Annotated in this window: 13 protein-coding genes and 1 pseudogene; 7 read left to right on the top strand and 7 right to left on the bottom strand. The window is 59.5% G+C overall.

The features are described from left to right. The first annotated feature begins 6 nt into the window (after positions 1-6). The gene (locus ACVWZU_RS09165) at positions 7-534 is read left to right on the top strand and encodes a hypothetical protein (protein WP_414399642.1); all 528 of its coding nucleotides are present in this window, start codon (positions 7-9) and stop codon (positions 532-534) included. Positions 535-539: 5 nt separating this feature from the next. On the opposite strand, the gene ACVWZU_RS09160 is transcribed toward ACVWZU_RS09165, so the two are convergent. From ACVWZU_RS09160 to ACVWZU_RS09140, 5 genes are all read right to left on the bottom strand, one after another. Further along, positions 540-803 carry an RNA-binding S4 domain-containing protein gene (locus ACVWZU_RS09160; RefSeq protein ID WP_457444492.1) on the bottom strand — a complete coding sequence of 88 codons (264 nt, stop codon included), beginning with the start codon at positions 801-803 and terminating at the stop codon, positions 540-542. Next, positions 791-2197 (bottom strand): NAD-dependent succinate-semialdehyde dehydrogenase, encoded by a 1407-nt coding sequence (locus ACVWZU_RS09155; protein WP_457444490.1) that lies wholly within the window; start codon positions 2195-2197, stop codon positions 791-793. Before ACVWZU_RS09155 ends, ACVWZU_RS09160 begins: the two co-directional genes overlap by 13 nt. A 129-nt stretch (positions 2198-2326) precedes the next feature. Beyond that, positions 2327-3547, bottom strand: coding sequence for a serine hydrolase (locus tag ACVWZU_RS09150; protein WP_457444488.1), 1221 nt, complete (start codon positions 3545-3547; stop codon positions 2327-2329). A gap of 448 nt (positions 3548-3995) precedes the next feature. Beyond that, on the bottom strand, positions 3996-5177 hold the full coding sequence (locus ACVWZU_RS09145) for a histidine kinase (protein WP_457444486.1): 1182 nt from the start codon (positions 5175-5177) through the stop codon (positions 3996-3998). A gap of 222 nt (positions 5178-5399) precedes the next feature. Beyond that, the gene (locus tag ACVWZU_RS09140) at positions 5400-5582 is read right to left on the bottom strand and encodes a DUF3285 domain-containing protein (RefSeq protein WP_414352125.1); all 183 of its coding nucleotides are present in this window, start codon (positions 5580-5582) and stop codon (positions 5400-5402) included. A 168-nt stretch (positions 5583-5750) separates the two neighbouring features. Between ACVWZU_RS09140 and ACVWZU_RS09135 the strand changes: the two genes are divergently transcribed. Continuing rightward, positions 5751-6401, top strand: coding sequence for an ABC transporter ATP-binding protein (locus ACVWZU_RS09135; protein WP_011433492.1), 651 nt, complete (start codon positions 5751-5753; stop codon positions 6399-6401). Here ACVWZU_RS09135 and ACVWZU_RS09130 read toward each other — a convergent pair. After that, positions 6392-7516, bottom strand: coding sequence for a murein hydrolase activator EnvC family protein (locus ACVWZU_RS09130; protein ID WP_238376740.1), 1125 nt, complete (start codon positions 7514-7516; stop codon positions 6392-6394). The genes ACVWZU_RS09135 and ACVWZU_RS09130 overlap by 10 nt on opposite strands. A 686-nt stretch (positions 7517-8202) precedes the next feature. Here ACVWZU_RS09130 and eda point away from each other — a divergent pair. The 3 genes from eda to ACVWZU_RS09115 are packed head-to-tail and all read left to right on the top strand — an operon-like array spanning position 8203 to position 9974. Continuing rightward, positions 8203-8916 carry a bifunctional 4-hydroxy-2-oxoglutarate aldolase/2-dehydro-3-deoxy-phosphogluconate aldolase gene (eda, locus tag ACVWZU_RS09125; RefSeq protein WP_457444484.1) on the top strand — a complete coding sequence of 238 codons (714 nt, stop codon included), beginning with the start codon at positions 8203-8205 and terminating at the stop codon, positions 8914-8916. A gap of 25 nt (positions 8917-8941) precedes the next feature. After that, complete coding sequence (gene ybeY, locus ACVWZU_RS09120; RefSeq protein ID WP_414352127.1) at positions 8942-9433, top strand: rRNA maturation RNase YbeY; 492 nt, start codon at positions 8942-8944, stop codon at positions 9431-9433. Continuing rightward, positions 9417-9974, top strand: coding sequence for a diacylglycerol kinase family protein (locus ACVWZU_RS09115; protein ID WP_457444482.1), 558 nt, complete (start codon positions 9417-9419; stop codon positions 9972-9974). Before ybeY ends, ACVWZU_RS09115 begins: the two co-directional genes overlap by 17 nt. A gap of 24 nt (positions 9975-9998) precedes the next feature. On the opposite strand, the gene thrB is transcribed toward ACVWZU_RS09115, so the two are convergent. Beyond that, a complete protein-coding gene (gene thrB / locus ACVWZU_RS09110) occupies positions 9999-10925 on the bottom strand; it encodes a homoserine kinase (protein WP_414329601.1) in 927 nt (308 codons plus the stop codon). A 301-nt stretch (positions 10926-11226) separates the two neighbouring features. Between thrB and ACVWZU_RS09105 the strand changes: the two genes are divergently transcribed. Both ACVWZU_RS09105 and ACVWZU_RS09100 read left to right on the top strand, forming a co-directional pair. After that, complete coding sequence (locus tag ACVWZU_RS09105; protein WP_457444480.1) at positions 11227-12462, top strand: anion transporter; 1236 nt, start codon at positions 11227-11229, stop codon at positions 12460-12462. A gap of 70 nt (positions 12463-12532) precedes the next feature. After that, positions 12533-12899 (top strand): annotated as a pseudogene (locus tag ACVWZU_RS09100) (RNA-guided endonuclease TnpB family protein); the annotation flags it as partial.

Below are 12899 nucleotides of genomic sequence, written 5' to 3'. Positions count from 1 at the left end.
AAGGCCATGCAAATGGAACCCCTGGGATCCCCTCTTCCCTTCTGGAACATTTGTCGGCGGGTGTACCTGGTTTGGGCCGTCCTTTTGGGGATTGGGTTTGCTGCCACCCAGTTTCACCAAGAGGCCAACATCAACTGGCTGTGGCTGGTGATTTCCCTGATTGGGTTGGGCTACATGGTGCGGCAGACTAGCTTGCCGGAGTTTCGAACAGCCGGACTGGCCCACCTCTACTTTGTGGGTTTGGTGTGGACGTTGGTGATCGCCCAGGGCATGATCCTCTCGGTGCTGCCCTTTGTCGGGCGTACCCCTTTGGCAGCTTTGAGCCCATACCTGGGGGTGTTTTGGCTGTGGCAAATGGGGCTGGGTCACTGGCTCAACGGCTTGGTGGATCCGCCGCGCCTCCCCTACTGGATCACCGGTGGGATCCAGATCCTGGCCGGAGTTGCCTGCCTGCTGTGGGGGCTGGAATGGCAGTTTGCGGTGGCAGGGGGAATCGGGGCCTTGGCCATGCTTCTTTTGATCCGGTTGCACTGACCCGTTCACTGATCTGACTTTGGGGTCTTATCCAGGCGCACTCGCCAAACTTCACCTCCCACGGCCACCTCATCTCCTGAGCGCAGCTTGCGTCCCCGCCGGGTTTCCACCTCGCCATTCACCCGCACTTGCCCCGCTTGGATGAGCTGCTTGGCCTGCCCGCCGGTGGGAACAACCCCCGCCAGCTTGAGGAACTGATCCAGCTTGATTACAGGATCCGTCGCCGGCTGGGGATCCCTTTGAGGAGTCTCCGCTATCACTTCACCCAAATGGTTTTGACATTTACAAATTCCAGGATCCCTTCCCGACTCAGTTCCCGTCCATATCCTGAGCGTTTGATGCCACCGAAGGGAAGGCGCGGGTCGGACTTGACCATGCCATTGATGAATACGGATCCCGCCTCCAGCTCCTCCAGCAGGCGCTCTTGTTCCTCTGGATCGGTTGTCCAGGCGCTGGCACCCAGGCCAAAGGGCGTGTTGTTGGCCAGCTCAATGGCTGCCGACACATCCGGGACGGTGAACAGCAGCGCCACCGGCCCGAACACCTCCTGGTGGGCCACCGGATGATCCGGGGGGATGTCGCTCAGGATCGTGGGCGGGTAAAAATTCCCTCCCCAGGGGGAGCCACCGATGTGAACTTTGGCCCCCGCCTGCACCAAAGCCTGCACCTGTCCATCCACCTCTTGCAGGATGCTGGGGGTAGCCAGAGGCCCCACGTCCGTTTGCGGATCCAAGGGATCCCCTACCTTGAGCCGGCGAAATCGCTCCGTCATGGCAGCCGTGAAAGGTTCAGCGATAGCCCTGTGCAAGATAAATCGTTTGGCGGCAATGCAGGACTGGCCGTTGTTGATCAGACGGGCCGTGACCGCTGTGGCAACTGCTGCCTCCAGATCGGCGCTGGGCAGCACGATGAAGGGATCGCTCCCTCCCAGTTCCAACACCGTTTTTTTCAGATATTGACCGGCCAAACGGGCCAGGCTGGAGCCGGCGGCTTCGCTCCCGGTGAGGGCGGCCCCCCGCACCCGTTCATCCGCCACCACCTCTGCCACCTGGGCTGCTGTGATCAGCAGGGTTTGAAAGACCCCTGGCGGAAATCCCGCCTCCTGAAAGATCCGCTCCAGGGTCAAAGCCGATTGGGGCACGTTGGAAGCATGTTTCAGCAAGAGGGTGTTGCCCGCCATCAGGGCCGGGGCGGCACAGCGAAACACCTGCCAAAAGGGAAAGTTCCAGGGCATCACCGCCAAAATCACCCCCAGCGGCTGGTAGCGGATCCCGCTGCGGCTGGCATCGCTGGCGTTCGCGTAAGCGTTGCGTAGCAATATGGAGCGCTCGGCCAAGAATCCCTCTGCCTCCTCGGCATAGTAGCGACAAACCCAAGCGGATTTTTCCACTTCGGCAACGGCAGAGGCCAAGGTTTTGCCCATCTCCAAGCTGATTAGGCGGCCAAACTCCGCTTTGCGCTCCTCCAGGATCCCTGCTACCCGCTTCAGCCAGGCGGATCGTTGAGCAAACGGGATCCGACGATAGCTCTGGAACCGCTCGTGGGCTTGGGCAATACAGCTCTGGATCTGCCCAGCGTCGAAAACGGGGTAGCGAGCCAATTCCTCTCCGGTGGTGGGGTTGATGCTGACCAGGTGCCCCTTCGCGTAAGCGTTGCGTAGCAATATCGTTTTCCCTCAACGCCTGTTTCTCCACTCTGGCATTTGCGCTCTGCCTGGAATAGTGCTCCGCACTGCTACTGCGTTCGCGTAAGCGTTGCGTAGCAATATGGAAAGATTTGTGGAGTGGAAGACTTAGCGTTCCAGGCTGCCCATGGAGTCCTTGGCCGTTGGATCCTCGGGAGCAGACCAGAACTCATAGGCTGCTTGCGACAAGCTGGCGATCAGCCCTTCGGCTCTGGGATCGTTGGGGGTTTCTCGCTTCACCCACACCGCCGCCACATAGCGCCGCCCGTTGGGCAAATCCAGGATCCCGGCATCTCCCACCACGGAGCCCAGGGTTCCCGTTTTGTGGGCAATGCGCACCTCTTGGCCCAGATTGGGCCGGAAATAGGAGAGCCGTTGGGTGCGCCAGAGAATATCCAAAAAGCGGTCGCGGCTGCGGCGGTTCAACATGCGCCCCTGTTCCACCTGGCTGAGCAACCAAACCATGTCGCGCGGGCTGCTGGTGTTGGTGCCCTCCAGATCCGGTAGCCACCATGAAATTTGCGTGTGTTGTAGCCCCCACTGGCGAAATTTTTGGTTGAGAGCCTCCTGTCCACCCAGGCGATCGATGATCAGATTGGTGGCGAAGTTGTCGCTGAGGGTGATCATCAGGGTGGCCGCTTCCAAAGCAGAAACCTGGGATCCCAGCGGGCGGGTTTGCAGCACGCCTGCCCCCCCTCCCTTGAGATCTTCCCGCAGGGTGAGCCTCTCATCCAGCCGCACCTGTCCGGTTTCCACAGCCTGGAAAAAAGCCAAGAGAATGGGGATCTTGATCACGCTGGCGGCAGGAAAAGCCTGATCCGGCCTAACCCCAGCAAAGGCGCCAGTTTCCACCTCCCAGAACAGAGCCCCTGCCGTCAAGCCCGGTTGGTCGGCCAAAGCGGCCAAGCGCTCCTGCAAAGCCGGGATCGCTTCTCCCGGCAGAATGTTACTCGGGAATGCCGACGGGGGAGGATCCCCAAGCTGCGTCGTGGACTGTTCTGTCCGGCCAGCGGTGGTCGATTGCAGCAGTTGCGAGAGGCCCGCCATCGTCAGGCCCAGGATGAGACTTAAGCTCAGTCCCCTGAGCAACACTTGCCCGAGAGATGGAGAACGTCTCAAGCGGCGAGGCCGGGCAGCCCGTTGGCGCAGACGAGCAATGGCTTTCTGGCGAGCAAGACGCAGCGGTTGAGGAGGGGAAACCGACAGGGATCCCCTAGGGGCAGGAAGCAGGCGACCAGAACCTGTTTGCGGCTTTGACCCCTCTGGAGGCGGGACGGCGTTCTTGGCAGGTTGTGGAGGGCGGCGGGGATCCCGCGACTTCTCTGGCAAAGGCCTACGGCCCGCTAGCGCGGATGGATCGGTGCCTTTCCTCTCCCTTGCTCTGGTCATAAGAACGATTGCCTTAACACCATACTTCTGACAGACACTGCTGGCAGTTTCACCGACTCCACTCCGGTGAGCTTGGCTTAATTAAACCCACATTAAACCCACAAATTGGCCAACCTGCCCTGACCTAGATTGCAAAACGCCCATCAAACCGTCCTCGCGACACGAAGCCTAGCAACAACCCCGCCAAAGGCAGGATGAGTCCCTGTTGCCAGAGCATCCACTCGGAGTCGTTTTAAAAACTTAGGTTGATCCGTGACCCCCCTTTCCCTCTGGAAGAGGGGCTGGGAATAGTCGCGGAAGCGGCGCGGAGCGCTTTTGCCAAGTCCAGGAAAACCGTCAGATCTGTTCTCTCTGAGGGGGCTCACACCCACGGGGAGCCAGCTCCCGGCTAGCCCTTGCAGAGCCGATACACGGGCAAAGTGAAATGAAAGCTGCTGCCTTTGCCCAAGGAAGACTCCACCCAAATCTGGCCGTAGTGAGCGCGCACGATCCGTCGGCAGAGGGAAAGGCCGATGCCATAGCCCTCCTGCTGTTGATCCCGGGACAGACGGACAGAATCGGAGAAGATGCTCTCTTGGTCGGCTTCCGGGATCCCAGGGCCAGTATCGCTGACGGTCACCTGCACCTTTTGGCTGGTGCGATGGAGGACATCGAGGCGGATGGATCCCTCGGCAGGGGTGTACTTGATGGCGTTGTCCAGCAGGTTGAACAGAACTTGGCGGATCTTGTCGGGATCCACATGGACGGAGGGCAGATCCACGGGAATATCCGCTTGAAACTGCAGCCGCTTGCCTTGAATGCGCGGCCATAGCTCCTCGATCACCGCCTGACACAAGCCGGGCAACTGGGTTTCTACGGCTCGAATCCTCAGCTCCGAGGCAGCGCCACGGGCCGACTCCAGAATGTCGGTGATCATGCTGTCCATCTTGCGCAGTTGCTGGCGGGCATGGTCGAACAACTGCCGTTCCAGCGCTTTGTCCAGGGATCCCTCGCGCCCCTGCTGCAGGGTTTCGACCGCCAGAGCCGTGGCCGTCAGGGGACTGCGCAAATCATGCACCAGCATGGCCAGAACGCGATCTTTGAAGTCCAACTGCTCCCGCAATTGGGCCCGCTCCTGCCGCAGCAAAAACACCTCTTCCGACATTTGCAACAGTGCCTCAGTGGTTGGAGGGGAGGTGGGATGCCGTCCTGCCCCCTCTTGTTCGTGGAAGCGGACCGTAGGTCCATGGGAAGCCATTCGCGTCAGCGGGCCGGAGGCCAAAGCCGCCTGGCCTTGCCAACGGGGCCACCACACTTCCAACTGCGTCGCCAAGTCTTCGCCTGCCAAAACCTGAGCAGGCAAGGGTTCAGCCTTGACCAGAGCCGGGGTCACCACCAGCTTGTAATGCTCCGCCAGGTAGGGGTGCTCCTCCAGCGGCACCACTTCCAGTTGGGCAGGGTATTGGCCGGGCAACCCCTGGATGTGCTGGCGCAGATGTTCCTCAAGTTCGGCAACGACAGCTCGACTCTTGGCAAACAACAGCAGGCGAATGACAGAACGAGCGGAGGTGAGGTCTGGCGAAGTCTGCATAGGCCAAAGTCCAGTCGCGTTAGCGCTCGCGATAGCGGTGCGTAGCACATTGCGTAGCATTAAAGCCAAAGGTTGGCGTTTCAGCAGCCGGGATTGCCGTGCGCTCGTTCGCGGAAGCGGACCGTAGGTCCAACCGTAGGAGCCATTGCTGCTTGTTCCTTCCTAACACCTAATCTTGGGAAAAGCTTAAGAAGCGACATGGAGTGTAACAAGAAAGACCTTTCAGTGAAACAGGTAGGCCAGCCCCACCAGCAGGGCCACCAACCCCACCGCTGTCAGGGTGAAGTGAAGCAGGGAAGTCTTGCCTTTGCGCACCATGTTGCGCATGGCCAGGCGGGTGTAACTCAGCTGGGGGGGGGATCCCGCCCCAACCGAAGGAGAATCTGCAGAAGAAGGCTGCGCCATCAGGATAACCAGAGCGATAATTTACCCTAGCTTCAGGCTAGCTTAATCTGCTCCTCCGGATAGAGGTGTTTCCCAAGCTTCGACCTTCCCGCTGAAGAAGGGCCATAGCTGTCGCGCGGGGATCTTCCGGTGCCAAAATAACGACAGCATCCCCCTCTTTTGCCCCCCATGTTGCAAGTTCAGCATCTTTCCTACCATCCGGCAGGCGTTTCCCAGCCCATTCTCAACGATCTTTCCTTTGAGTTGGGCCTGAACCAGTTGGGGCTGATCGTGGGCAAAAGTGGGGCGGGCAAGAGCACCCTGCTGGAGATTTTGGCTGGCTTGGCGCGGCCCACCCAAGGACGGATTACCTGGGGAGGGGCAGAACTTTCCCCCAACCGCTTGCGCAGCATGGCGGGGTTGGTGTTTCAGTTTCCAGAGCGCCACTTTTGCGGCTTGACGGTGCTGGAGGAAATGCGCTTTGGTTATCCAGAGCTACAGAGAAAAGAGATCGAAAACGCCCTCAGACAGGTGGGATTGGAAGGGATCCCTCTACATACCTCCCCAAACCGCCTCAGCGGCGGGCAACAGCGGCGCTTGGCCCTGGCCGTCCAGTTGATCCGTGGCCCGTTTTTGCTGTTGCTGGATGAGCCGACGGCAGGATTGGATTGGTCGGTGCGACGGCAGTTGATCGAGCTGTTGGCTCGGCTAAAGTCCACCTGGACGGTGCTGGTGGTTTCCCACGACCCGGAGGAGCTGTCCTCCATTGCCGATGTGCGGTGGACATTGCAGGCGGGATCCCTGAAGCTGTTGCCGACGGAGGCTTTGCTTCACAGGTAGCGGCGGGGATCCACCGGTTGGCCATTGACGCGCACTTCAAAGTGAACATGGGGCCCGGTGGAGAGGCCGGTGGAGCCGGAAGCAGCAATTGCTTGCCCCCGCTGTACCTGCTGGCCTACCCCAACGGCAACGCGGCTGTTGTGGGCGTACAGGGTGGTGATGCCGCCGCCGTGATTCACAATCACCGTATAGCCGTAGCCGCCGTACCAACCGGCGTAGATGACGGTGCCCCGGTCGGAGGCTCTCACCGCAGTGCCGGTGGGCACACCAAAATCGATCCCCGCATGAAAGCGGCGACTGCGGTAGATGGGGTGAACCCGCCAGCCAAAGCCACTGGTGATCGGCCCGCGCACCGGAGCGATGAATCGGCCCGTCCCTTGAACGGGATCCCTGCCCCCCTGCTGTTGGGCCTGCTGGGCGATCAGTTGCTGGATGAGGAGAGTCAACTGTTGGGAATCGGCTTCCAGCCGCCGTTGGGCTGCTTCATAGGCCGCGCGTTCGTTGGCCAAGCGGCTCAACAGCTGCTCTTGGGCGACCGCCTGCTGCTGCAGTTGGTTCTTCTGGGCGGCCAGCTCCTGCAAAATCAAAGAGATCTCGTTGCGCTGCATCTCCAGGGCAATGCGCTGTTGATCCACCTCCTTGGCCATTGCTTGCAGCTCTTGGATCAACTGCCGATCCGCCTCGATCAACAGTTGCAGTTGGTGGCGGCGGTCGAAAAACTCGTTCAAGTCACGGCTGGTGAGCAGCAGAGCCCACCAATGTTCAGCCCCCTGCCGCTGCATGTAGCGCAAACGGGCCGCCGTGCCCTGTTGCTGCCGTCTCAGGCGGTCTTCCAGCTCCTGTAGCTCCTTTTGAGCTTGCTCCAGGGCTTTCTGGGCTTGTTCCAGACGATACTGATTGTCGCGAAGGCTGGATTCGGTCTGTCGAAGGTTTTGCCGCAGGGATCCCATGCGGCGGCGGGCTTCTTCTTCTGCTTGGCGCAGTTCTCCCAAGCGGCGCTGAGTGCTCTGGATTTGGTGCTGGATCTGCTGCTGCCGCTGTTGCAATTGGTTGACATTCTGCGCCTGAGACGGGGCAACCCCCCCCAGTCCCCCCAACAGCAAGAGGGTGAGCAATCCGAGCGCTATCCACCCTTTTAGCCTGTGTGCCCCACGACTGAGACTCGTCATTCCTCACACCCTCTGCGACTGACCCATCGACCCTAAGGATACAAAGATCCCCACGGATCTGAATCGGGCCTGAGCTGGCTATTTAGGGCTACTCCGAACAGCAACAGAAGAGCCAGACAGTAGCGACTCCACCTCCGGATCCCACAGGCCTGACGGCATGCAACTCAAGCGGCAGCAACCTCAACGGACTAGAAAAACTAGGAAATGACGATAAACTGGCCGCTCACCTGCTGGCAAACCTCACGCTTAGAAGGCCAACCAAAAAGTTGCCTCATACAGACGGGATACCTTGCGGCACCTTTGGTTTGAGGAATCTTCCTCCTCTTCTCTGCTGAGTTCAGCACCGGTTAGGGAGACAACAAGGCCAGAGCAGGAACCAGCAACGCCGTGAAAAGCTGGGAAAAGCAAACACTCCGGCAAAGGCCACGAACGCGCAAACAGTTGCCCCTATAAAACACCGGCTTTGCTTGTTCCTGAGTCATCTGCTAGGCTTTCCCTTGAAAGAAAAGACGTTTAGGCTTTATGGTTTGTCATTATTTCATTGGCAGGCTGACTTTTTCGTTTTTGGATTGCAATTAAACTTAAGCTAAACCCAAGCAACTGCAAAACACTGAGCGGGTATTTTCCTACAGATGGCATTCGAGGATGCTGAGTGCAGTTTCAGAAAAGGGTCACAGCACCCCTGGTTACTCCATCTGTGGCAGCAGCCGCTGATTGCCGTGATCCGCCTCTGGGCCAGCCCAGCCCAAGCTCTCGAGGGAGCCATGCTGGCCATCCGAGCCGGGATCCGCCACATTGAAATCACCACGCAAGTTCCCCAATATCTGGAGCTGATTGCCCAACTGCGACAAGACCACCCGCAGTGTTGGATAGGGGTGGGCACTGTTCTCGATCGGCAGGTGGCGGAGCAGGCTTGGCAGGCAGGAGCCCAGTTTTGCGTTTGCCCCTTCACCGATGAGCAAGTTATCCGCTGGGGTCGGGAAGTAGGGCTGCCCATCGTGCCCGGTGCCCTCACCCCCAGCGAGATCTGGAGGGCGTGGCAGGCGGGGGCAACGGCAGTAAAGGTGTTTCCGGTGGAGAGCATGGGGGGATCCCGCTACCTGCGCCATCTACAATCGGTGCTGGGATCCCTGCCGTTGATCCCCACCGGGGGAGTCACCTTGGCCAAGGCAGCGGAATACCTGCAAGCAGGGGCCTGGGCAGTGGGCATTGCCGGGGATCTGTTCCCGACAGAGGATTTGGACTCAGGCTGCCATCTGTTGGAGAATCGACTACGACAGGCGCTGCAGCAGCTTGCGGAGCAGAGAAACAAAACCTGGCCCAATCTGGGCAAACCAGTAGAATAAGGGGCGTGGTGTGAGTGAGGCCCGCATGGATGGATTTTTAGATCTCTATCTGCAATTCAACATCCCCAGCCCGGTTGAAGAAGCCACTTGGCGTCATTGGTTCGAGATCTGGCTGAAAGAGCTGGGAGTCCAGGAGCCATGCGAGCTCAGCCTTTGCCTCACTTCCGATGAACACATCCGCCAGCTCAACCGCGAGTTTCGCCATCTCGACGAGCCCACCGATGTGTTGGCCTTTGCCGCGCAGGAGATGTTTGCCCCCTTTGAGATCCAAGACGTAACGGGGGTACGCCTGCTGGGGGATATTGTGATTTCGGTGCCCACCGCCCGCGCACAAGCCAAGGCGCAGGGGCATCGTCTTTCGCAAGAGTTGGCCTGGTTGGCCAGCCACGGGTTGCTCCATCTGCTGGGGTGGGATCACCCGGATGAACTGTCCCTACAGCGCATGTTGCAGCAACAGCGACAGTTGCTTGCCGCCATCCAACTGGATGGGGAGGTGGCCCATGGCCAACAGCCCTAGTCGGTTGCCGGAGCGTTCTCGCCTGGCGGTGTTCCGGCGGCGCGTCCATTCCGGGCCCACCGGTGTAGACCCAGCGCCTATCTCTGAGGCCGATCCCGCAGCAACTGCCGAGCCTTCGGGGATGGATCCCTGGCGACGCCCCCCCTCTTGGCAAGTGGCCGACAACTTGGGCAAAAGTTTCTACTACGCGGGCAAGGGCTTGGTCTATGCCATCCGCACCCAGCGCAACTTGCGCATTCACATGGTGATGGCGGTGATGGCCTTTGGCCTTGGGCTGGGCCTGCAGCTGAGCGCCCTGGAAATGGCCGTGATTAGCCTAACCAGCGGTTTGGTGATGGCGCTGGAGCTGGTGAATACCGCTCTGGAAGCAGTGGTGGATCTCACCCTGGGCAGCAAGTACCATCTCCTGGCCGAGATCGCCAAAGATTGCGCGGCGGCAGCGGTGTTGATGGCGGCAGTGGCGTCCTTGATGGTGGCGGCTTGGCTATTTCTTCCGCCCTTGGTGTTGCTGCTGCAAGATGGCTTCCCGGCAGCAGGGTAGCTCCCCGATTGGACAGGGAGTTTCCTATCCAGACGGCTGGGAGTGGATCACCACCCGTCCTCCCTGCCGGTCCAGGTTGAGCAGTTTGGCCTCCGCTTCAATATCCAACTGCGCCCAAGCGCTGACCATCGCGGATCCCACCCGTTCCCGATTCTCGGGAGCACAGAGGGCCAGAAGAGTGGGGCCGGCTCCGCTGATCACCACCCCATAGGCTCCGGCAGCCATGGCTGCAGCTTGAACCGTTTTGAACCCAGTGATCAGCTCCATACGCGCCGGCTGGTGCAGCCGATCCTGCAGAGCCACCTTCAGCCAGTCCACCCGCCCCGACTGCAAGCTGCGAATGAGCAGGCCCAGATGGCTGCTGGAAAAAACCGCATCCGCCAAGCTGACGGATTTGGGCAGGATCTCGCGGGCCGCTTGGGTGGAAAGCTTAAAGTTGGGCACTACGGCCAGGATGCCAATGCTCTCATGCCACTCCACGGGACAAAACACCCATTGCCCCTGCTGTCCCTGCACACAAAGCTGACAACTGCCCTGCAGGGCGGGCACCACATTGTCTGGGTGGCCCTCCAAGGCAATAGCCAGTTGTAGAAGGGTTTCGGGAGCTAAGTTAAGCGCCCCAATGGCATTGGCCCCCAGTAAGCCGCCGACAATGGCGGTGGCAGAACTGCCCAACCCCCGCGCCAGGGGCACGTTGAGGGTGATTTCGATTTCTACCCCCGGCACAGGCTTACTCAGCAACTCAAAGGCGCGGCAAAAAGCCCGGTACACCAGGTTGTCCTTGCTTTGGCTGATGTGGTCGCTGCCACGGTAGTGGATGCTGAGGCCGGAAGGGATCTCGCGAAAATGGAAGTGATTGTAGAGCTCTAGGGCTGCACCGATGCAGTCGAACCCTGGCCCCAAGTTGGCGGTGGTGGCCGGGACGATGACCTCTACGCGTTCTTTGACCAAGGGGACAACTCCTCAGTGAACGGTGGGTAACTCAATGTCTGCGGGCTCCCATTATCCTACGAACGATGGCCAGACCTTGGATATTCTCGCCACCTCTGCTCGGTCTGCAGCTCGCCGAGGCAAACGCGCTGATCCAGCGGAGCTTTTGGACTATCCCGAAAGGTTTCTGACCATGATTGGTTCTTGTGACTTATTTGTGACTTCATTGAGTATCGGGAATGTTGGGCCTGTTTCAACTCCAGCCTTTGCCATTGGCTGAACCCATCAGGGATCCTGAAAGAAGTGCGGGAGGGATCGGGGGGTGCAGGGGCTGTCTTGGTTGGTGTTGGGTTTGAGCTATGTCGGGTTGGGACTGGGATCCCTGCCTAGGTTGCGTATGAACCGGGCCACCATCGCCCTGGTGGGATCCGCCCTGTTGATTGGCTTGGGGACCTTGTCGCTACGGCAGGCTTGGGAAGCCATTGACCCGACCACGATTGTGTTTCTCCTGAGCATGATGGTGGTAAATGCCAGCTTGTCCTATGGGGGGGCTTTTCAGTTGGCTTTGCTGGGCTTGATTCGGGTGAGCCGCAGCCCCTTTGGTCTGTTGATCATGCTGGTGTTCGGCAGCGGGCTGCTCTCGGCTTTCCTGCTCAACGACACGCTGGCGCTGGTGTTTACTCCCCTGACTTTGCAGGTCACAACGGTGCTGGGGTTAAACCCGATTCCCTATCTGCTGGGCTTGGCGGCAGCCACCAACCTGGGATCCGTCGCCACCTTGAGCGGCAACCCGCAGAATATCCTGATCGGCTCCTTCTCTGGGATCGGCTATCTGGAGTTTGCTGCCCAGATGACCCCCATTGCCGTGGTGGGGCTGCTGCTGGAAGTGGGGTTGCTGTGGCTGTACTACCCTGAGGTGCGCTCGTTGAAACCCTTTGCTCGGGTGCCTTGGCTGCCGCTGCGGCTCTACCCGCCCCTGTTGCGCAAGAGCGTGGTGATTACGGGGGGGCTGTTTGTGGCCTTTGTAGCCGGACTTCCCTTGGCAGAATCGGCTTTGGTGGCGGCGGCCCTGTTGTTGATTACCCGTAGGCTGAAGCCAGAGCGATTTTTGGAGCAGGTGGACTGGAATCTGCTGGTGATGTTTTCCGGGCTATTTATCCTGACGCGGGCAACGGGAGAGCTGGTAACTGCTTGGGGGATGAGCTTGGGATCCTTGGCAGAGAGTCTGGCGGGATCCCCTCTTGCCCTGCTGAGTAGTGTGGCCGTTTTATCCAACCTCATCTCCAATGTGCCGGCGGTGCTGTTGCTGCAATCGTTCCTGCCCCGACAGGAGACCACCGCTTGGCTGTTGCTGGCTGCTGGCTCCACTTTGGCAGGCAATTTGACACTATTTGGGGCGGTGGCCAATTTGATCACAGTCGAGGCAGCGGCCAAAAAAGGCTATGTGCTTTCGTTTGGGGAACATCTGCGCTTTGGCCTGCCCCTCACTCTCCTAACCCTGGGGTTCAGTGGGTTGTGGCTGTGCCAGCCTTTCCTGTCTTCTCCACCGCTCAGCTAGAAATCGCAGGAGCTCCGCACTGTACCCGTAGGGTCAGTGTCGGGAGGAATGCGGAAGTTATGATAGAACCATGACCCAAGTCCTGACCGTCCCCTGCAAGCTCAAGGTGTCCCAGTCGCAAGCCGCAAAGTTGGATGCGACAATGGATGCCTTTGTGCAGGCGTTGAACTGGGTCAACCAAAACACACCAGAAAAAGTAGTCAACGCAGTCAAACTCCAGTCCCTTTGCTATTACCAGATTCGCGCTCGGTTTGGCTTGTCCAGTAACTTGGCAAGGACTACGTCCCGCTTACGCGACCAGCAGGTCTGCAGACGGCTGGCCGGCGCCCGTAAAGTTGCCCAACAGAAAAACCGCCCCGTCAAAGCGTTCAAGAGAGGCTTTGCGACCTACGATGCCCGTATCTTTTCGTTTCGCGAGAAAGACTGGACGGTGTCGC

Source organism: Thermostichus sp. MS-CIW-26, assembly GCF_054059115.1.
The sequence above is the reverse complement of the archived record's forward strand: the minus strand, read 5'-3'. Positions and strand labels throughout refer to the sequence as shown.